The following is a 19,925-nucleotide window of genomic DNA, read 5'->3' as shown; positions in this document are numbered from 1 at the left end:
TCACGAGGTGTTTGCCGACTAGGTATCACAAAGTAACAAAGTGTTATTTTTCGTTATAAAATAATTTCAAGCCAGTATTTCTGCGGCTTGTAGCGCGATAACGGAAAAGAGTAGCGGCAAACACCGAATACTGCACAGAAAATTGACCTGGATTAAACCATTGCAGGTCTGATTTCGTTACTTTACAACATATCCATACTGACACGGTGAGACAAGGAAGCGTCAAAAGCATCCATCTCTCCAAAAAATATCAATAATATGGGGTGAAACCATGTACGAGAAGTCTGTTGTTATCACTGCTGAAAACGGCCTGCACACCCGTCCGGCAGCTCAGTTCGTGAAAGAAGCCAAAGAATTCCAAAGCGAGATCACTGTGGTCTCCGGTGGCAAATCCGCCAGCGCCAAGAGCCTGTTCAAGCTGCAGACCCTGGGCCTGACCAAAGGCACCAACGTGACCATCCAGGCCGACGGCCCGGACGCTCAGAAAGCCGTTGAGAAGCTGGTTGCCCTGATGGACGAGCTGGAGTAATCCAGCTTTATTCCTCCCCCACAGTCGTTTTAATAGGAAGGATTATGATATCTGGCATTCTTGCGTCCCCCGGTATCGCATTCGGTAAGGCGCTTCTTCTTAAAGAAGATGAAATCGTTATCAATCAGGGCAAGATTTCTGCTGACCAGATTGACGCCGAGATCAACCGCTTCCTCGAAGCCCGCACCAAGTCAGCTGCACAGCTGGAAGCCATCAAAGCCATGGCTGGTCGCACCTTCGGTGAGGAAAAAGAGGCCATCTTCGAAGGCCACATCATGCTGCTCGAAGATGAGGAGCTGGAAGGGGATATCAGATCCTTCATCAAAGACAACAAGGCCACCGCTGATAAGGCCGTCTACGAGGTCATCGAGCAATACGCCAAGATGATGGCCGATCTGGACGATCCCTACCTGCGCGAGCGCGCCACCGACTTCCGTGACATCGGAACCCGTCTGGTGAAGAACGTGCTGGGCATCGCCGTTGTCAATCTGAGCACCATCGACGAAGAGGTCATCCTGGTCGCCAAAGACCTGACTCCGTCCGAAACTGCCCAGATCAACCTGAAATATGTGTTGGGTTTCGTTACCGATATCGGTGGCCGTACCTCTCACACCTCCATCATGGCGCGCTCCCTTGAGCTGCCGGCCATAGTGGGCACCAACGACATCACAGAGCGCGTCAACAATGGCGAGATGCTGATACTGGATGCGATCAACAACCAGATCATCATCAACCCGACCGCTGAACAGCTGAACGAAGCCAAGCAATTCCAGGCCCAGTTCCAGGCTGAAAAAGATGAGCTGGCCAAGCTGAAAGATCTGCCTGCCATCACTCTGGATGGTCACCAGGTCGAAGTCTGCGCCAACATAGGTACCGTCAAGGATACCGAAGGTGCCATCCGCAATGGCGCCGAAGGCGTGGGTCTGTACCGTACCGAGTTCCTGTTCATGGATCGCGATGCGCTGCCGACCGAAGACGAGCAGTTCAAGGCCTACAAAGAAGTGGCAGAGGCCATGCCGGATCAGCCGATCATTGTCCGTACCATGGACATTGGTGGCGACAAAGAACTGCCGTACATGAATTTCCCGAAAGAGATGAACCCCTTCCTGGGCTGGCGTGCCGTGCGTATTTTCTTCGATCGCGAAGACATCATGCATGCCCAGCTGCGGGCCATACTGCGTGCGTCTGCCTTCGGCAAACTGCGCATCATGTTCCCGATGATCATCTCCGTCGAAGAGTTCCGCAGCCTCAAGGCCACCGTAGAGAAGCTGAAAGCCGAACTGCGCACCGAAGGCAAAGCCTTTGATGAATCCATCGAAGTGGGTATCATGATCGAGACTCCGGCTGCTGCCGTGATGGCTCATCATCTGGCTAAAGAAGTGGATTTCTTCAGTATCGGTACCAACGACCTGACCCAGTACACCCTGGCTGTCGACCGTGGTAACGAGATGATCTCCGCCATGTACAACCCGCTGTCACCCTCCGTCCTGACCCTGATCAAGATGGTTATCGACGCTTCCCATGACAATGGCAAGTGGACCGGTATGTGTGGTGAGCTGGCTGGTGACGAACGCGCCACACTGCTGCTGCTGGGTATGGGTCTGGATGAGTTCTCCATGAGCTCCATCTCTGTACCGCGTATCAAGAAGCTTATCCGCAACACCAACTTCGAAGATGTGAAGGCAATGGCTGACCAGGCTCTGAGCTATGCAACCGCCGCCGAAATCGAAGCCTGTGTAGATAACTTTATTAAGCAGAAGGCAGTCTGCTAAGATCGGCTGCAAACAGCGACAATCATCTCTAGGAGCTTTTACTATGGGTCTGTTTGATAAACTGAAGAAACTGGTTTCCGACGATAGCTCTGATACAGGCGGCATCGAAATTTTTGCCCCGCTGTCAGGTGAAATCGTACCGATCGAAGATGTGCCTGACGTTGTCTTCGCCGAGAAGATCGTCGGCGACGGTATCGCCATCAAGCCGGCTGGCAACAAGATGGTTGCACCGTGCGATGGTACCATCGGCAAGATCTTCGAGACCAACCACGCGTTCTCGCTGGAATCCGACTCTGGTATCGAGCTGTTCGTTCACTTCGGTATCGATACCGTTGAACTGAAAGGCGAAGGCTTCACCCGCATCGCTCAGGAAGGTCAAAAGGTCAAGCGCGGCGACACCATCATCGAGTTCGATCTGGCCATTCTGGAAGCGAAAGCCAAGTCTACCCTGACGCCGGTTGTCATCTCCAACATGGATGAGATCAAAGAGCTGATCAAGATGACGGGTGCCGTAACTGTGGGCGAGACCCCGGTGATCCGCATCAAAAAATAATGCACGGCTGGCTCAAGCCAGTTGCTGCAACGAAAAACCGAAGCCATGTGCTTCGGTTTTTTTATGAAAAAATGGCAGTGAATAACGACTACTCCTTGCCAAACAATACCCGGTTTCGCCCCTGCGCCTTCGCCTGATACAGCGCCCTGTCCGCCACCAGCAACAGGTTGTCGAGGCTTTGTCCCGTCGTCAGCGTGGCACAGCCAAAACTCATCGTCAGTGAGAAATGGTGATGGTGCCAATTTATCTGACTGGCAGACAACAGCTGTCGCAGTTGCTCGGCCAGGGAGACCGCCCGGGAGGCATCCGCTCCCGGCAGGATCAGCAGGAACTCCTCCCCTCCCCAGCGCGCCAGACACTCCTTTCCCTGCAACTGCTCCTCCATGATGCGGGCAACCCCACACAAGGCCGCGTCCCCGGCGGGATGACCGTATCGATCGTTGACCTGCTTGAAGTGATCAACATCGCACAGAACCACTGACAAAGGTCGCCCCTGCAGCCAGTGCGCCTGCAGCTGCTGCTCGGCTCCGCGCCGGTTGCTGAGTTCTGTCAGTGGATCGGTACAGGAGAGGCGACTGACCTCCTCTATCATGCAGTGCAGATCGTGAATGTCGCGAAACGTCACTATGTGCCAGCCGGGCATGGCATCGGCCGTCAATTGGGCTGTGATGGTAAACCAGCGGCGCTGGCCATTCTTGCAGTAGATCCGGGTAGACATCTCCGCCACGGCAGAGCCGTTGGCCAGACTGGTCATGACAACCTGATTCCAGTCCTGGATGGCTTGAGTTCTGGTCTGCTCATCGTGATAGACAGTCGCAAACCAGGCTGTCATATCCGGCAACTCGGCCAGGGTGTAACCCAGCTGCGCAGAGAATGCCTGATTCACGAACCTGTGATGCCGGATGGGAATGTTCGACAGGGTTGTTGGTATTGTGCCAAGAGTGTCACCACAGACCGCCTCTGAAATGAGGATCGGTATCGGGATCACATCAAAGGATCGAAACAGGATCTGCTGCAGTTCGCTCAATATCGCTGACTCGGATATGTTCAAGGTATTTCCCTTACCAATATTTCGCTCAACAGTAAGTGAGTCCGCAGGCTGGGTAAATCCGCTTATTGAGCCTCTCGGACCACCTTGGTCGCAGTGTTCTCTCCCGGTTGCCACTCCTGATAGGGGCCGTGGATGGCAGAGTAGATCTTGTCCAGCTCACCGGAGGTCTTGAGCTTGCCGATGGACTGTGTCAGGAAGCGGTCCACCCTATCCCCCTTCTCTCCTTTCGGGATAATAAACACATCGTCGAACTCGCCGAAATAGACACGGTGGATATTGGTCAGCCCCATCTTCCTCAATGCAAAATCGGCCTCCTCCTGCGCCCAGAGAAAGGCGTCGATACGGCCCCTGCTCAGTTTGCCAAGGGACTGCTCGATTGAGAGGGAACGTTTGACCGAGAAGGGCCAGAAGTCGCTCACCCCCTCGATGAGCAGATCGCGCTTGGTGTACTCATAACCGAGTACCATGGCAGGCGTAATCGGAGCTGTGCTGTTGCTGTAAAGCACATGGGTGACCTTGCCAAAGGTCACAGAACTGAAACGATAGGGGAGCATGGATTCATCTATATAGGGATTGCGCAACGCGGGCAGATTGAAGTCCGCTTCCCCCACCACCACGCTGCGGGTTGCCCGCGACATGGGATAGACCATCACGCTCACCTCGACCCCGTCGTCCAGATCGGCGATAGCCTTGACCAGATTGACGAAGGGGCCGCTACCATCGGAATCGATGAGCCCTGGCAACAGGCCCAGATAGGCAGAAAAGCGCGCTGGATGTTCAGACTCGGCCGCAGAGAGGTGGCCATTGCTGCTCCCCATCCCCCCAGCCACAAGGGCGCACAACATGAACAGGAGACCCTTACTCAAGCCGACATGTTTCATGGATCAAACCCTCGTCATCACTGCCATAGCGGGCAGGGTTATCAGAAGCATAGCTCCGTGATGAAAGGTACATCCACAGCCAGCGGGATGAGCATTCAGTGTTAAAAGATTATCTGGATCAATGTTTGCCCTGACAGGCCTCGTAACATGGAAAGGGATACACCAAGGTCCGGCCATCCCAAGCCCGCCCAACGAGATAAAACGTGATGCAATGAGCGCCCCGAGAAGGACACGAGCATGTTGAAAAATACCGAACAGCGTTATGGCAGCCTGAGTATCGGGCTGCACTGGTTGACCCTGCTATTGATGATGGCCGTCTACGCATTGATGGAGTTCAGGGATATTTTCCCCAAGGGATCGGCCGGCCGTGACCTGATGAAGGAGTGGCACTTCATGGTGGGCTTATTGATTCTGGCGCTGGTCGTCGTACGGCTGCTGGTGCGCTTTAGCAGCCCGTCACCCCGCATAGTGCCCACCCTGTCACCCCTGATGCGAACACTGGGTCACCTCGCCCATCTGGCACTGTACGGGTTTCTCATCCTTGCTCCGCTGCTGGGTTGGTTGCTCCTCAGCGCAGGCGGCAAGCCCATCCCCTTCTTCGGATGTGAGCTGCCTGCCCTGCTTGCACCGGATGATGCTCTGAAGGGGACGATCAAGGATCTGCACGAAACGCTGGCCAACATAGGCTATGCGCTGATAGCCCTGCATGCGGCGGCAGCCATCTATCACCATCATGTGCTCAAGGACAACACCTTGACCAATATGTTGCCCGAGCGGAAATAAGCACCCGCCTTGAACACGCCAACAAAAAGGCCCCTTTGACAGGGGCCTTTTGCCATGGATGAAGCGCCACCATCAGGGCAACACCACCCGACTCTCACCACCGCCGAGGGCCTCGACCCGAATTTGCACACCGATCCGCTCCACCAGGGTCTGCACATGGGAGATGACGCCTATCTGGCGGCCGGCCGCCTGCAGCGAGTCGAGGCTGGAAAGCGCCAGATCCAGGCTGTCGGGATCCAGGGTGCCGAAGCCCTCGTCGATAAACAGCGACTCGACCTGGGTCTGGCGCGACGAGAGGCTGGAGAGCGCCAGTGCCAGTGCCAGCGATACCAAGAAGCTCTCGCCGCCGGAGAGAGAGTCCACAGAGCGCACCTCGTCCCCCATGTCGAGATCCACCACCTGCAGCGCCAGATCCGTACCAGGTACCCGCTCCAACCGGTAGCGCGGCGACAGCTCGCCTAGCTGGGCATTGGCCTCCAGCAGCAGACGCTCCAGGGTGAGGCTCTGGGCGAAGGTGCGCAGCTTGGCGCCGCTGGCTGAACCGATAAGCTCGGACAGCTGCTGCCAGTGATCCGTCACCGCCTGCTGGCAACTCAGCTCCTCTTGCAAGGAGCCAGCCTTGAGGGCCGCCGCCTCGGCCTGGGCCAAGGTACTCTTGCACTGGAACAGCTGCTCCTCCAGCTCGCGACAATGGGCCTCACAAGCGCCAAGACGCTCGGCAAGGGCCTCGGTGGAGAGCGCCGTCAGTTCGCCGTGATGCTCGCGATAACGCTCCCGTTTCACCTCCTCCAGCGCCAGCGCCCGTTGGCGTTCGGCCAGCCTGGTACGCGCCTCGGCCAGGGCATCATCCAGCCCCTGCAGGGCTGTGCGGCGGGCCTTGAGCTCCTCCGGATGGATGGCCAGCAATCGGCGCAGATCATATTCGGCAATCCCGAGCCTGGTGGCATGGGCAGCCCAGCGCCCCAGTACCTCGCGGCGGCGGCGACTGCTCACCTGTTTGTCCTGCTCAAGATGGGTCAACCGTGTATTGAGCTCTGTTTGTCGCTCCCTTGCGGCCCGTAGTGCGCCCACCGCCTCTTCGAGTTGATTGGCTCCCCGTGAAAGTCGCTGCTGCCACTCGCCCTCGACCTCGGCGATGGCACGCCCCCCAAGACACGCTTCACGGCTGGCCAGCAGTCCTTGGCGCTGTTGCTCGGCCTCCTTGTAGTCGCGCTCCAGCTTGTGCAGCTGTTCATTCTGGCTCTGCACCCGTGCCTCCTGCGCACTGAGCGCCGGGGTCAGGCTGGCAAGTTCGCTGCCCAGCTGCTCCCACTCGCGCTGTCCGTGCAGATAGGCCTCGCAGGTCTGCTGCCATTCGAGCCACTGCCGGCTGCCGAGCCATTGACGCCAGGGTTCGGCCCCCATCTGTTCATCGAGCCGGGTTTCACCCTGAACCAGGCGCTGGCGCAGTGTGACTTCCTGCTCGGCCAGCGCTTTGAGCTCGGCTTCCCACTCTATCTTCTTCCGCTCGGCCTCCTGCCACTGCTGTTCAAACTGCTGATGACGGGTTGTGAGCTGAGTCAGCTGATTGCGCAGCCCCATCAGCATCTGCTGGCCTTGCTGGGCCTGTTGCAGCTGTCGTTGTCCGGCCACCAGACCCAGCTCCAGCGCCTCCCCCTGTGCCAAGAGATGCGCCAGCAGATCCGCCCACTCGGCGGGGCTTTGCCGCAAAGGCAGCCCGTGGCCCAACAAGGTCTCACCACCCCACTGCAACCAGCGCTGGGTCAGCTGTTCGGCTCTCGCCTCCAGCTCGGGTTGGTGTTGCTGGCGGGCAACCAGCTGACGAGTCAGCTCGACGCGCTCGCTCTCTCCCTGAATATGTTGATGATTGAGTCGCTCCCACTCCAGCTCCAGCTGGCGGGCACGCTCGGCCAGCTGGGCCAGGATACCGGCCACCTGCGGCTGGCTCTGGCGATAGGGATGCTCCTCTGCGCCACACAGCGGGCAGGGAGTGCCGTCGCTGAGCACGTGACGATACTGCTCGAAGCTGGCGACGGCACGGGCCTGATCCAGCGCATGACGCGCCTCGTCACGCTGAAGCCCGAGTCGCTCCAGCGCAGGCACCAGCTCCTCGTGCTGGATGGCCAATCGGGTGAGGTGCTGCTCGAGCAGTGCCATCTCTTGCAACAAGCGCTCCTGTTGCTCGCTGTGATTACGGCCTGCCTCCGCCAGCTCCAGCAATTGGCGTACCCGTGCCAGCTGCTCGGTCTGGGTCTGACGCTGCTCCTGCGCCTTGGCGACCTGACCATCCCACTCCTGCGCCTGCAACTGGTCGTGCTGCTGTTGCAGCCGGGCGCGCTCCTGCTGCCAGTAGTCCCGCTCCTGCTGTCCCTGCTCCAGCCGGCTGTTGAGATCCCGCAGCGCATGGCTCTTGTGCTCACGGCTTTGCAGCAGATGTTGCAGCTGATCCCGACCCTCGGCCCAATCCTGCATGGCCGCCAGCAGGGGTTGCCACTGGCGTGCCAGGGGTGCCAGCGCCTTGCGCTCCTCGAGCCAGAGCGCCCATTGCTGACGCCGCACCTCGAGCGCCTGCACCCGGCTCGCCTGCTGTTGCCACTCCTGTTGCAGGGCGACTTGCAGCGCGCGGGCCTGCACCCCCTGCTGCTGAACTTCCTGCAACTGGCTGCTCTTCTCCCTGATGCGGGTATCGAGCTCCTGCGCCCGCTTGAGTTCGGGTTGCAGCGCCCCCCATTCGCGCTCGGCGGCTATCTTGTCGGCCAGCAGTTGCTGTTCGCGCAGCGCGGCCTGCTGCTGGGTCTGCTCGACCTGTTCGAGCTCGGGACCCAGCTGGCCAATGAGCTGCTCCTGCTGCTGCACTTCCAGGGTGAGGCGAGCGAGCTCGTCGTGATCGGCGCGGGCCACCTGGGCCTGTTCGGCGCGGCCAAACTCCTCCCGCTCGGGAGCCGCCTGTGCGTGAGCCGCCTCGGCGGCGGCCAGTGCCGTCTGCCCCTCCTCGCAGGCCAGCAACTGGGCGGCGATGCGATCGTTGAGATCCCGCAAGTCCTGCAACAGCTGGCGCTGCTGCAGCTCGTGCTTGAGACTGGTGGAAAGGCCCAGCTGCTGGGCTACCCACTGCTCGCGGGTCGCCTCATCCATCAGCGCCACGTCGCCGAGCCGTTGCCCGATGGCGGCCAATTTTTGCTGCTCCTCCCGCGCCCGTTCATGGGTCTGGATGGAGATGGCGGAATAAAGCTCGGTGCCCGTCATCCGTTCGAGCAGGGCGGATCGCTCGTCGGCGCTCGATTTGAGAAACGCGGCGAACTCCCCCTGGGGCAGGATAACGGCGCGGCGAAACTGCTCCCAGGAGAGCCCTACCAGTTCATCGATGCGATCCTGCAGCTCCCGCTTGCTGCCGGAGAAGACCTGACCCGATGCCACGTCGGTCAGGCTGCGCTCCTGGGCCTGAAAGCGCCCCTCGGAGCGGTTGCGCGCCCGGCGCACCGCCCAGCGGGCCAGCCAGATGCGGCCATCGCAGCCGCGAAACCGTACCTCGGCACAGCCGCTGGCGTGGCCGCGACTGAGGATGCCCCGCACGTCGTTGGCCTTGAGCTTCTCCTCGTCATCCGCTCGGCCCACCTCGGCCACGTGCTTGCGGTTGGCGATGAAGCGCGGCATCTCGTCGTACAACGCCAGACAGATGGCATCGAGCAATGTGCTCTTGCCGGCACCCGTGTTGCCCGTGATGGCAAACAGCCCTGCAGCGCCGAGCGCCCCCTTGGTAAAGTCGATGGTGAAGGCCCCGGTCAGGCTGGCCAGGTTCTCACCGCTGAGGGATAGGATCTTCATGCGCCGGACTCCTTCACCTGTTGCAATATCTCTTCAAACGAGGCGACCAGTTCGGCCTCGGGTTCACCGTCAAACTGGCGCTGATAGCAGAGCTTGAACACCTCTGTGGGGGAGAGCTCATCGAGCCTGCGCTGGTTCTGGCCATCGGCCAGCCCCTGGCCAGAGCCCAGATAACGGGTGCTGATACGGGCCAGGCGTACCGGCTTGCCCACCAGCGCCGCCAGTATGCGCTCGCGGATGCGGGCCTCGGGTCTGGGCAGCAGCAGTCGTACTTCGAGGAAGGGCTGTGCCTCGCTGGGCCGCGCCGGCAGGGACAAGGCCTCTATGGCCTTGAGCGCCCCTTCCAGTTCGCTCTCGGGCAGGCGGATCATCTCCACCGCGCGGGGCACAGGGATCCGCTCCATGCCCACCAATTTGCCCCCCTCAAACGTCACTTCCAGCACCTGATGGTTGTAGTTGGCCTCGGCCAGCGAGAGCGGCAGTGGCGAGCCGCTATAGTGAACACCCTCGGCCGGGCTCTGGGACAGATGGAGGTGACCGAGCGCAGTGTAGTCGGCGCTGGCAAAAATATTGGCAGGCAGGGCATGCTGGTTGCCGCCGAGTACCCGCCGCTCTGAAAGCTCGGAGAGCTGGCCTGCCGCCAGATAGGCGTGGCCCATGGCGATCAGTGCCTGCTCGGGTTCGCAGCGCGCGCGACCTTGCGTCAATACCTCTTCATAGACCCGCCGAACCCCTTCAATCAGCCGATCCTGGCCCTCTTCAAGCTGTTCAACCCTCAGGTCGCTGCTGCGCAGGAAGGGAACGGCGGCGCACCAGGCGGCTATCTTGCCCTCCCTGTCTTGCAGCGGCACCAGCAGGCGGTCGGTCTCAAGCTTGCCCTCACTGTCACGGCTGATGCTGCCCACCAGATGCAGGTCGAAGGCGCGCAGCAGTTCATGAGGGGCATCCAGCTTGGAGGGGGAGTCGTGATTGCCGCCGATCAGCACCATGTTGAGGTGGGGCATCTCGGCCCGCAGCCTGGCCAGAAAACGGTAGAGCTGCTGCCAGGCGCTGGCGGGGGGATTGGCGGTATCAAACAGATCGCCCGCCACCAGCAGAGCATCGATCTGCCGCTGCTTGATGGTATCGGTCAACCAGTCGAGGAAGCTGTCGTGTTCGAAGCGGCGTTCATGGCCATGGAGTTGATGACCAAGGTGCCAGTCGGCGGTATGCAGGATTTTCATGAGAAATCGACTCGGATCCAGGAGAGGTGCCAGCGGCACCCGATGGAGACAAGATGAGGATGCCAGCCTCTCTTTTCAAGCAAAACAGGCAGGTGACGTCAGATTCAGGCGGGCTCGCAACACATCTTGTACTGGGGATGACCGGTGAGGGGATCCGACTCCTCCCCCTGGATCACAAAACCGTGACGGCGGTAGAAGCGCACCGCCTGCGCATTTTCCACGAACACCCGCGCATGCAATCTGGCCCCCTGCGCCTTGGCCTCCTGCAGCAGGGCATGGCCGACGCCACGCCCCTGCCGGTCGGGGCGCACGAACAGGGCAGCCAGGTAATCCTCCACCAGCGCCATGAAGCCGAGCAGCTCGCCGCGCTCCTCGAACACCCAGATGCGGGCGTGGTCGAGATAGCGGGTGCGCAGATCCTCCTGGGCCTGCCACCAGCAGGAGGCATCGACGAAATCGTGGGCCTGCAGGGAGGCCAGCAACCAGATTTCGACGATCTCTTCCATGTCCTCGGACCGACTCGGCCTCAACATATTTGCATCCTTGTTAACAATCTGAACACCCGCAGTCTAGGGGACTTTGATGACAGGGTTGGGGACGAACATGACTCCCTGTGAACTCGATCGTCCTTTTTTTACGAGAATGATTGGCTGATCACAAAGCGCCTCTCTAGTACAATGCCCGCCGGACAATCTATGAGACCGAGGACGCCATGTGGTTTAAAAACCTGCAGATTTATCGCTTTACCCGCCCCTTTGACCTGACAGTGGATCAGCTGGAAACCCAGCTCGAGGCCTGTGCCTTCACCCCTTGCGGCAGTCAGGACATGTCCCGGTTCGGTTGGGTCAAGCCCCTTGGCAAATTCGGTTCGACACTGACCCACTCCGCCTCAGGCCACATCCTCATCTGTGCCCGCAAGGAAGAGAAGATGCTGCCGGGTACCGTCATCAAGGAGATGCTGGCGGAGAAGGTAGAAGCGATCGAATTCGAGCAGGGCCGCGCCCTCAAGAAGAAAGAGAAGGAAGCGCTGAAGGAGGAGATACTACACACCCTGCTGCCCCGCGCCTTCAGCCGCACCAGCCAGACCTTCGCCTGGATCAACCCGGCCGACAATCTGATGGTGGTGGATGCAGGCTCCGCCAAGAAGGCGGACGATCTGCTGGCACTGCTGCGCAAAAGCATAGGCACCCTGCCGGTGGTGCCGGTGGCGCTCAAGAACCCGCCCGAAATCACCATGACAGAGTGGCTGAGCGAGGGTAACCTGCCCGCCACCTTCGCACTGGAAGATGAAGCCGAACTGCGCAGTGCCATGGAGCACGGCGGCATCATCCGCTGCAAGCAGCAGGATCTGATGACCGACGAGATAAAGAACCACCTGGCCAACGACAAGCTGGTGACCAAGCTGGCTCTGAACTGGGGCGAGACCCTGAGCTTCGTGCTGGGGGACGATCTCTCCATCAAGCGTCTCAAGTTCAGCGAAGAGCTGCGCGAGCAGAACGACGACGTGACCAGCGAAGATCCCGCCGCCCGTCTGGATGCGGATTTCGCCCTGGTGACCGCCGAGCTGGCCCAGTTCATCCCGGCACTGTTTGCCGCACTGGGTGGCGAAGAGCAGTCCATCTGATCAACGCCTGCTTGCATTGCACAAACCGCCCGAGTGGCGGTTTTTTTGTGTCTGCGGCGCATGACCTTTATTGATAAATGAGTAAGGTATTGATCTGCTTCAACAACTTGAGCAACCAGTGCCAATCGTGACATAGTCGTCCTTCGCGCTCATAAAACAGACAAGGAGAGTGTCATGTTGCTCAAACCCGCAGGGCTGGCCGTTGCCTTCGCCCTCCTGGCCGGTTGCGCCGGTGACAAGGGCTTTCACTATGCCCCGCCCCCCCAGACCCTGATCGCCCCGGAAGCGGCCAGCGGCTGGACAGACAAACAGGGCTGGCAGGGCCATGACTTCATGGTGGCGGCGGCCAACCCGCTGGCCGTGGATGCGGGCTACCAGATCATCCGGGCGGGCGGCAGCGCCGTCGATGCCGCCATCGCCGTGCAACTGGTACTGACCCTGGTGGAGCCGCAATCCTCCGGTATCGGTGGCGGCTCCCTGCTGCTGGTATGGGATGGCAGCAAGGTTGCGGCTGTGGATGGTCGCGAGACGGCCCCTGCCGCCGCCACGGATCAGCTGTTCATGAAGGATGGCAAGCCCATGGCCTTCTATGACGGCGTGGTGGGCGGTCGCTCTGTGGGTGCGCCTGGCACAGTGCGGGCACTGGCGCTGGCCCATCAGCGCTATGGCAAGCTGCCCTGGGCTGCGCTGTTCGAGCCTGCCATCACCCTCGCGGAGCAGGGGTTTGTCATCAGCCCGCGCCTCGCGACCCTGCTGGCAAAAGACTCCTATCTCGCCAAAGACCCGGATGCCCGCGCCTACTTCTATCTGCCGGATGGCACGCCAAGGCCTGCCGGCAGCACGCTCACCAACCCGGCACTGGCCCGGGTGTTGAAGACCCTGGCCACACAGGGGGCGGAGGCCTTCTATCAGGGGCCGCTGGCAGATGCCATGGTGGCCAAGGTGCGTCAGCATCCCACCAATCCCGGTGTGCTGGCGGCGGCCGATCTGGCCAGCTATCGCGCCAAACTGCGCGACGGCCTCTGCTTTGACTACCGTCAGAGCCAGATCTGCGGCTTCCCGACCCCCTCCTCCGGCACCATAGCCCTGGGACAGATCTTCGGCATGCTGGAGAGCCGCAACATGGCGGCCCTCAAACCTGTGACGACGCCAGAAGGTCAGCTTGCCGCATCAAGCGATGCCATCCACCTCTACAGCGAGGCGGCGCGGCTCGCCTTCGCCGATCGCAACCAGTACGTGGCAGACAGCGATTTTGTCAGCGTGCCGGTGAAGGGGCTGCTGGACAAGGGCTATCTGGCCGAGCGGAACAAGCTTGTCGGCGAGCGCTCCATGGGGATAGCCCCGCCCGGTACGCCGCCGCTGGCACTGGCTCGCGGCAAGGATGCGACCCCCGAGCTCCCCTCCACCAGCCATGTCTCCATCGTCGACAAGGCGGGCATGGCGGTCTCCATGACCAGTTCCATCGAGGATGGCTTCGGTTCGCGGCTGATGGTCAACGGCTACCTGCTCAACAACCAGCTCACCGATTTTTCCTTCACCTCGGTGGATGCCGCCGGTCTGCCGGTGGCGAACCGGGTGGAGCCTGGCAAACGGCCACGCTCCTCCATGTCCCCCCTGCTGGTGTTTGACAAGCCAAGCGGCGAGCTGACCATGACGCTGGGCTCGCCGGGGGGCTCCGCCATCATCAACTACGTGGGCAAGACGCTGCTCGGCACCCAGGATTGGGGGCTGAACCTGCAGCAGGCCATCAACCTGCCCAACTTCGGCAGCCGCAACGGCCCCACCGAGCTGGAGCTTGGGCGCACACCGCAGAGAGTGGTCGAGGGATTGAAAGCGAGAGGCCACGAAGTGGTACTGAGCGAGCAGACCTCGGGTCTGCAAGGGGTCGAGCGCAATGCCGGCGGCTGGTTCGGCGCCGCCGATCCGAGACGCGAGGGCATTGCCAAGGGCGAGTGAGTACCAGCGTATCTTCACCAAGGCGACCTCAGGGTCGCCTTGGTGCTTGTGGCGTGCTGGCACCCACCTATACAGGGAAAACCATCAACGATGAATTATTCCTGCCAACGAAATGGATAAAGCTGTCTCTTCCCCCCTGCATTTCGACACTTATGCACTTTTAATCGCAAAAAAGCGTCAAAATGTGGATAAATATTGCTTTTAAGCAAAATTTGTATTATTTTTCAACAGAAACGACAACTGTTGTCCCCAATATCCAGTGTTTGCCGCGGCCAACATCTGTCTCTTTCGCCCCCTGCTCATTGACAGCTGCCCTCTTCATCCCGCGCGGTGATCTGGTAGCCCCCTGACTGCCATTAGCGAGGTGACGACATGGACCACTCCCTTCCCCTGATTACCACCCTGGTTGGCGGCTTCGTGCTCGCCTACGTGCTCGGCATGCTTGCCCATCGCCTCAAGATCTCGCCCATGGTGGGCTATCTGGCGGCCGGGGTGATCTCGGGCCCCTTCACGCCTGGCTATGTGGCCGATATGGCGCTGGTGCCCGAGCTGGCAGAGCTGGGCGTTATCCTGTTGATGTTCGGGGTGGGCCTGCACTTCTCCTTCAGCGATCTGATGTCGGTGAAGAAGATCGCCATCCCGGGTGCCATCGCCCAGATAGCGGTCGCCACCTTGCTCGGCATGGGGCTCTCCTCTCTGCTGGGGTGGGATCTCACCGCCGGCCTGATGTTCGGCCTCGCCCTCTCCACCGCCAGTACAGTGGTGCTGCTGCGGGCGCTGGAGAGCCGCCAGAACCTGGAGACCCTGCAGGGGCGCATCGCCATCGGCTGGCTCATCGTCGAGGATCTGGTGATGGTGCTGGCGCTGGTGATGCTGCCCATACTCGCCAATATTCAGCACGGCGATCAGAGCATGAGCTGGCAGAGCATAGCGCTGGATCTGGGCTGGACCCTCGGCAAGGTCGCCCTGTTCGTGGCGCTGATGATGGTGGTGGGTAGCCGCTTCATTCCCTGGTTGCTGGCTCACACCGCCAGCACTGGCTCCCGCGAGCTGTTCACGCTGGCGGTACTGACCGGCTCCCTTGGCATCGCCTTTGGGGCGGTCAAGCTGTTCGGCGTCTCCTTCGCACTCGGCGCCTTCTTCGCCGGCATCGTCATGAACAGCTCCGAGCTGAGCCATCGCGCCGCCAACAACACGCTGCCGCTGCAGGATGCCTTTGCCGTGCTCTTCTTCGTCTCTGTGGGCATGCTGTTCAATCCCGCTGTGCTGCTGACGGATCCGCTGGCGGTGCTGGCCACCCTGTTCATCATCATGTTCGGCAAGTCGGTGGCGGCCTACGCCATAGTGCGGCTGTTTCGCTACAGCCAGCGCACAGCGCTCACCATCTCCGCCAGCCTGGCCCAGATCGGCGAGTTCTCCTTCATCCTGATTGGGCTCGCCATCGTGCTCAAACTGGTGCCGGAAGCGGCCCAGGATCTGATCCTGGTGGGTGCCAGCCTATCCATCATGCTCAATCCGCTGGTATTCAATGCCGTCGAGCGCTACCTGGAGAAGCACCCCGATGCCGACAACACCCAGGCACTGGCCGAGTGCAAGTGTCCGGCCGTCGAGATGAAAGAGCACACTGTGCTGGTGGGCTTTGGCCGTGTCGGCCGCCTGCTGGTGGAAGGGCTGCAAGCCGCCGGGCGGCCACTGGTGGTGATAGAGCAGGATCCGCACCGGCTGGAGAGCCTGCACCAGGCCGGGATCCCCCATATCAATGGCAACGTGGCGAACGATGAGGTGCTGTGTCGCGCCGCCATCGCCGACGCCCGCTGGCTGCTGGTGGCCATCCCCAACAGCTTCGAGGCCGGCGAGGCCATCGCCCAGGCCAGACTGATCAATCCGGCCATCCGGGTCATCGCCCGCGCCCACAGCGATGACGAGGTTCACTTCCTCACCCGGCAGGGGGCAGACAAGGTGATCATGGGGGAGCGGGAGATAGCGCTCGGTATGCTGGCGGAAACCACTGGCGCCCCTGCATAAGCCCGTCACCACCAGACAAGAAAGGGGCCCATGGCCCCTTTCGTTTATCCCCCAGTCCACCCGTGACTGAATCGTGCTGACGATGGCTGATGAGTCATATCGGCAATCCCGAACGCACCTCAGCGTCATGGCACAGTTTGGCTCCCTTCGTCAGCCCCCCAGCCGGGGCACCTCGGGTACCACCTTGCAACCACACTGCCACCCGCCTCCTTGTCAGCACAAAGCTCCGGCCAGCTCGGGACAAGCCCGGTGGTAAACAGCAGATTGTGCAGCGGCCCCCACCGGACGGGGGAGCCCACATACCAGATGGGCAGATCCGGTGAACGCCCCCTTGGCTAGACTGGGGTGGTCGTCTTATGACACCCACCCATGCTAGTCACCTGTGACAATACCCGGAAGGATCCGACATGAAACCCTTTATAACCGCCCTCTTGCTTCCCCTCTTGCCCCTCGCCGTGCAGGCCGCTGAACCCGTCTGGATCACGGTCGGTGCCGATAGCGGCGTCGAACTCAGGCAGGTCAAGGCCAAGCTGGCCCCCCTGTTCAGTGCCAGCGGCGCCCCCATACAGCTGGCCCAGATAGAGGCGAGCGAGCTGGGTACCCTCTCCCACCTGATGCATGAAGGCCACCAACGCTGTGGCGGCTATGTGGTTCACAGTACGCTGGCAGATGCGCTGCAGAGCATGGCCCAACCCCTCAGCCAGAACCTGTTCAGCCCGCCGCCGCTGACTCAGGGTGTCAGTGTCAACCGGCTGCTGCCCTATCTGGATCAGGGCAACATAGTGGGCACCATCAGCAAGCTCGCCAGCTGGCGCAACCGCTACTACACCACCACAACAGGGGTGCAATCCGCCGACTGGGTCGCCAGCCAGTGGCAGAACCTGAGCACAACCCTGCCCTGGGCCAGCGTCAGCCGGGTCAAACACAGCGGCTATCCGCAGCAATCCGTGGTGCTGACCCTCAAGGGCAGCCGCTATCCTGACGAAGTCGTGGTGCTCGGCGGCCACCTCGACTCCACCGCAGGCTCGGCTCCCAACAGCCGCACCCTTGCCCCGGGCGCCGACGATGATGCCTCCGGCATCGCCACCCTGACTGAAGTACTGAGGGTCATCGCCGAGCAGGGCCGCCAACCGGAGCGCACCCTGCAATTTATCGGTTATGCGGCAGAAGAGGTGGGCTTGCGCGGCTCCAAGGACATAGCGACCCGCTACAAGGCGGCCAACACCAGGGTACTGGCCGCGCTGCAGCTGGACATGACCAACTATCAGGGCTCGGTTGAGGATATCGTCTTCATGACCGACTACACGGACCAGGGACTGACCGGCTATCTCGCCCAGTTGCTTGACGCCTACCTGCCGCAAATAAGCTATGGCTATGACAGCTGTGGCTACGGTTGCTCGGATCATGCCTCCTGGCACAATCAGGGTTATCCCGCCGCCATGCCGTTCGAGTCACGCTTCAACGACTACAATCCCAAAATCCACACGGCGCAGGATACCCTGCAAAACTCCGATGCCTCGGCCGGCCATGCCCTCAAGTTTGCCCAGCTGGCCACCAGCTTCGCCATCGAGATGGGCAAGATCAACTGAGTAACACCCGGTTGAACAAGCAGCAATAAGACAAGAAAGGGAGGCTCGGCCTCCCTTTCTTGCTCATCACACGGTTTTCAGCGGGATTATGGATGCCAGCCGAGCAGACTGGCCTGACGCAGCTCTTGCCAGGCTGGGCGGGAGAGAAGGGGTTCACTGGCCGCCAGCATCTGGTGCAATTCGGCAAGCTCAAGGGCGCTGACGGCCCCCTCCAGAGGCGCTGGATCATCCGGCCAGCAGCTGGCGGGCAGTGCCTGCATCCCGAGCAGGGCGAGGGAGAGTATCAGCAGATAGGGCGCCATATTGCGGCTCTCATGTTCAGTCACCGGGTCTATCCTTGTCGAGACTGATGACGGCTTGATGACAGGGAAGGATCGTCATTTTACAACATCTGACGAGGCTAACCTGCGCCGAGACACATATGGCAACATTTATGCCAGATCTGCGAAAACCAGTTAATTTATGCCCTAAAAAGTAACCGGGAGGAAAACGTTATCCCTGAAAAGAAAACGTTATCTGGTCAAAACGTTGTTTCTGGATCATAAAAAGTATCCAAAAACTGGTGTATATTGCACGGCGGAAACTCCTTAACCATGAAGACTGACATGAAAAAGACCAAAATCGTCTGCACCATAGGTCCCAAGACCGAATCCAAAGAAATGCTGGCTAAAATGCTGGATGCCGGCATGAACGTCATGCGCCTGAACTTCTCCCACGGCGATTACGCCGAGCACGGTGGTCGTATCAACAACCTGCGCGCTGTCATGGCCGAAACCGGCAAGCACGCAGCCATACTGCTCGACACCAAGGGTCCGGAAATCCGTACCATCAAGCTGGAAGGCGGCAACGACGTTGCCCTGGTCGCTGGCCAGACCTTCACCTTCACCACCGACCAGACCGTCATTGGCAACAAAGACAAAGTGGCCGTGACCTATGCCGGTTTCGCCAACGACCTGCGCGTCGGCAACCGCATCCTGGTGGATGACGGCCTGATCGGCATGGACGTGATCGAAATCACCGAGCGTGAAGTCATCTGTAAAGTGCTGAACAGCGGTGATCTGGGCGAGAACAAAGGCATCAACCTGCCGGGCGTCTCCATCAAGCTGCCGGCCCTGGCCGAGAAAGACAAGCGCGACCTCATCTTCGGTTGTGAGCAAGGCGTTGATTTCGTTGCGGCCTCCTTCATTCGCAAGAAAGAAGACGTGCTGGAAATCCGTGAGCACCTGAAAGCCCACGGTGGCGAGAACATCCAGATCATCTCCAAGATCGAAAACCAGGAAGGCCTGGACAACTTCGACGAGATCCTGGCTGTCTCCGACGGCATCATGGTGGCACGTGGCGACATGGGCGTGGAAATTCCGGTTGAAGAAGTGATCTTCGCCCAGAAGATGATCATCACCAAGTGCAACAAGGCACGCAAAGTGGTTATCACCGCCACCCAGATGCTGGATTCCATGATCAAGAACCCGCGTCCGACCCGCGCCGAAGCTGGCGATGTGGCCAACGCCATTCTGGACGGTACCGATGCAGTCATGCTGTCCGGTGAGTCCGCCAAGGGCAAGTACCCGCTGGAAGCCGTGACCATCATGGCCACCATCTGCGAGCGTACCGATGCCGTTATGCCGTCCAACCTGTCTGCTGCCAACGACAGCAACAAGCTGCGCATCACCGAAGCCGTTTGTAAAGGCGCGGTCGAGACCTCCGAGAAGCTGGGCGCCCCGCTGATCGTGGTTGCCACCGAAGGCGGCAAATCTGCCAAGGCCATTCGCAAGTACTTCCCGCAAGCCTGGATCCTGGCCATCACCACCAACAAGAAAACCGCAGCCCAACTGGTTCTGACCAAGGGTGTGGTGACTCATGTGGTTGACAGCATCGCCTCTACCGACGATTTCTATCGCATCGGCAAAGAAGCCGCGCTGGAAAGCGGCATGGGTCTGAAGGGTGACGTGGTCGTCATGGTCTCCGGTGCCCTGGTACCGAGCGGTACCACCAACACCGCCTCCGTTCACGTACTCTAATCAGTCCTGAACTGATAAAACGGCGCCTGCGGGCGCCGTTTTTTTTATCTGCCCCCCTGCTTCCCGTTCAAGCCCGGTGTTAGAATCCACGCGGAT

15 protein-coding genes are annotated in these 19,925 nt (G+C 60.3%); 9 read left to right on the top strand and 6 right to left on the bottom strand.

Annotated elements, in window-relative coordinates:
* Positions 1-271: 271 nt before the first annotated feature.
* From AC1P02_RS11505 to crr, 3 genes are read left to right on the top strand one after another with little or no spacing between them, the layout of a single operon-like run.
* Complete coding sequence (locus AC1P02_RS11505; RefSeq protein ID WP_005303128.1) at positions 272-529, top strand: HPr family phosphocarrier protein; 258 nt, start codon at positions 272-274, stop codon at positions 527-529.
* 44 nt (positions 530-573) lie between these two features.
* Positions 574-2,301 (top strand): phosphoenolpyruvate-protein phosphotransferase PtsI, encoded by a 1,728-nt coding sequence (ptsI, locus tag AC1P02_RS11500; protein WP_005312368.1) that lies wholly within the window; start codon positions 574-576, stop codon positions 2,299-2,301.
* 43 nt (positions 2,302-2,344) lie between these two features.
* On the top strand, positions 2,345-2,854 hold the full coding sequence (crr, locus tag AC1P02_RS11495; protein ID WP_005312365.1) for a PTS glucose transporter subunit IIA: 510 nt from the start codon (positions 2,345-2,347) through the stop codon (positions 2,852-2,854).
* An 88-nt stretch (positions 2,855-2,942) separates the two neighbouring features.
* Here crr and AC1P02_RS11490 read toward each other — a convergent pair whose 3' ends face one another.
* Both AC1P02_RS11490 and AC1P02_RS11485 read right to left on the bottom strand, forming a co-directional pair.
* The gene (locus AC1P02_RS11490; RefSeq protein WP_096118820.1) at positions 2,943-3,905 is read right to left on the bottom strand and encodes a sensor domain-containing diguanylate cyclase; all 963 of its coding nucleotides are present in this window, start codon (positions 3,903-3,905) and stop codon (positions 2,943-2,945) included.
* Positions 3,906-3,967: 62 nt separating this feature from the next.
* Positions 3,968-4,786, bottom strand: coding sequence for an ABC transporter substrate-binding protein (locus AC1P02_RS11485; protein ID WP_485182249.1), 819 nt, complete (start codon positions 4,784-4,786; stop codon positions 3,968-3,970).
* Between the two features lie 237 nt (positions 4,787-5,023).
* Here AC1P02_RS11485 and AC1P02_RS11480 point away from each other — a divergent pair, with 237 nt between their 5' ends.
* Positions 5,024-5,569, top strand: coding sequence for a cytochrome b (locus tag AC1P02_RS11480; RefSeq protein ID WP_125606427.1), 546 nt, complete (start codon positions 5,024-5,026; stop codon positions 5,567-5,569).
* A 72-nt stretch (positions 5,570-5,641) separates the two neighbouring features.
* Here the strand turns inward: AC1P02_RS11480 and AC1P02_RS11475 are convergent, their stop codons facing one another.
* From AC1P02_RS11475 to AC1P02_RS11465, 3 genes are all read right to left on the bottom strand, one after another.
* The gene (locus tag AC1P02_RS11475; RefSeq protein ID WP_485182248.1) at positions 5,642-9,394 is read right to left on the bottom strand and encodes an AAA family ATPase; all 3,753 of its coding nucleotides are present in this window, start codon (positions 9,392-9,394) and stop codon (positions 5,642-5,644) included.
* A complete protein-coding gene (locus AC1P02_RS11470) occupies positions 9,391-10,617 on the bottom strand; it encodes an exonuclease SbcCD subunit D C-terminal domain-containing protein (RefSeq protein ID WP_485182247.1) in 1,227 nt (408 codons plus the stop codon). The genes AC1P02_RS11475 and AC1P02_RS11470 overlap by 4 nt, the downstream gene beginning before the upstream one ends.
* 104 nt (positions 10,618-10,721) lie before the next feature.
* The gene (locus AC1P02_RS11465; protein ID WP_005312341.1) at positions 10,722-11,150 is read right to left on the bottom strand and encodes a GNAT family N-acetyltransferase; all 429 of its coding nucleotides are present in this window, start codon (positions 11,148-11,150) and stop codon (positions 10,722-10,724) included.
* Positions 11,151-11,329: 179 nt separating this feature from the next.
* Here AC1P02_RS11465 and rdgC point away from each other — a divergent pair, with 179 nt between their 5' ends.
* The 4 genes from rdgC to AC1P02_RS11445 all read left to right on the top strand — a co-directional run bounded on the left by rdgC (position 11,330) and on the right by AC1P02_RS11445 (position 17,811).
* Positions 11,330-12,241, top strand: a complete 912-nt coding sequence (gene rdgC, locus AC1P02_RS11460; RefSeq protein WP_005312334.1) for a recombination-associated protein RdgC — start codon at positions 11,330-11,332, stop codon at positions 12,239-12,241.
* A 174-nt stretch (positions 12,242-12,415) separates the two neighbouring features.
* Positions 12,416-14,197: a gamma-glutamyltransferase gene (ggt, locus tag AC1P02_RS11455; RefSeq protein WP_485182246.1), complete on the top strand. Its 1,782-nt coding sequence runs from the start codon at positions 12,416-12,418 to the stop codon at positions 14,195-14,197.
* A gap of 372 nt (positions 14,198-14,569) precedes the next feature.
* The gene (gene ybaL, locus AC1P02_RS11450) at positions 14,570-16,222 is read left to right on the top strand and encodes a YbaL family putative K(+) efflux transporter (protein ID WP_485182245.1); all 1,653 of its coding nucleotides are present in this window, start codon (positions 14,570-14,572) and stop codon (positions 16,220-16,222) included.
* A 407-nt stretch (positions 16,223-16,629) separates the two neighbouring features.
* Positions 16,630-17,811 carry a M28 family metallopeptidase gene (locus AC1P02_RS11445; RefSeq protein ID WP_485182244.1) on the top strand — a complete coding sequence of 394 codons (1,182 nt, stop codon included), beginning with the start codon at positions 16,630-16,632 and terminating at the stop codon, positions 17,809-17,811.
* Between the two features lie 86 nt (positions 17,812-17,897).
* On the opposite strand, the gene AC1P02_RS11440 is transcribed toward AC1P02_RS11445, so the two are convergent.
* Complete coding sequence (locus AC1P02_RS11440; RefSeq protein WP_485185446.1) at positions 17,898-18,113, bottom strand: hypothetical protein; 216 nt, start codon at positions 18,111-18,113, stop codon at positions 17,898-17,900.
* Between the two features lie 303 nt (positions 18,114-18,416).
* Here AC1P02_RS11440 and pykF point away from each other — a divergent pair, with 303 nt between their 5' ends.
* Positions 18,417-19,829, top strand: coding sequence for a pyruvate kinase PykF (gene pykF / locus AC1P02_RS11435; protein ID WP_131731419.1), 1,413 nt, complete (start codon positions 18,417-18,419; stop codon positions 19,827-19,829).
* Positions 19,830-19,925 lie beyond the last annotated feature (96 nt).

Source organism: Aeromonas sp. TS_SC_11 (assembly GCF_057318915.1).
The sequence above is the reverse complement of the archived record's forward strand: the minus strand, read 5'-3'. Positions and strand labels throughout refer to the sequence as shown.

Bases quoted from the DNA above. Each gene is read 5' to 3' on its own strand.
- rdgC (WP_005312334.1), top strand. From the start codon at position 11,330: ATGTGGTTTAAAAACCTGCAGATTTATCGCTTTACCCGCCCCTTTGAC.
- AC1P02_RS11445 (WP_485182244.1), top strand. From the start codon at position 16,630: ATGAAACCCTTTATAACCGCCCTCTTGCTTCCCCTCTTGCCCCTCGCC.
- pykF (WP_131731419.1), top strand. From the start codon at position 18,417: ATGAAAAAGACCAAAATCGTCTGCACCATAGGTCCCAAGACCGAATCC.
- ybaL (WP_485182245.1), top strand. From the start codon at position 14,570: ATGGACCACTCCCTTCCCCTGATTACCACCCTGGTTGGCGGCTTCGTG.
- ptsI (WP_005312368.1), top strand. From the start codon at position 574: ATGATATCTGGCATTCTTGCGTCCCCCGGTATCGCATTCGGTAAGGCG.
- AC1P02_RS11440 (WP_485185446.1), bottom strand. From the start codon at position 18,113: ATGGCGCCCTATCTGCTGATACTCTCCCTCGCCCTGCTCGGGATGCAG.
- AC1P02_RS11470 (WP_485182247.1), bottom strand. From the start codon at position 10,617: ATGAAAATCCTGCATACCGCCGACTGGCACCTTGGTCATCAACTCCAT.
- crr (WP_005312365.1), top strand. From the start codon at position 2,345: ATGGGTCTGTTTGATAAACTGAAGAAACTGGTTTCCGACGATAGCTCT.
- ggt (WP_485182246.1), top strand. From the start codon at position 12,416: ATGTTGCTCAAACCCGCAGGGCTGGCCGTTGCCTTCGCCCTCCTGGCC.
- AC1P02_RS11480 (WP_125606427.1), top strand. From the start codon at position 5,024: ATGTTGAAAAATACCGAACAGCGTTATGGCAGCCTGAGTATCGGGCTG.
- AC1P02_RS11475 (WP_485182248.1), bottom strand. From the start codon at position 9,394: ATGAAGATCCTATCCCTCAGCGGTGAGAACCTGGCCAGCCTGACCGGG.
- AC1P02_RS11505 (WP_005303128.1), top strand. From the start codon at position 272: ATGTACGAGAAGTCTGTTGTTATCACTGCTGAAAACGGCCTGCACACC.
- AC1P02_RS11465 (WP_005312341.1), bottom strand. From the start codon at position 11,150: ATGTTGAGGCCGAGTCGGTCCGAGGACATGGAAGAGATCGTCGAAATC.
- AC1P02_RS11485 (WP_485182249.1), bottom strand. From the start codon at position 4,786: ATGAAACATGTCGGCTTGAGTAAGGGTCTCCTGTTCATGTTGTGCGCC.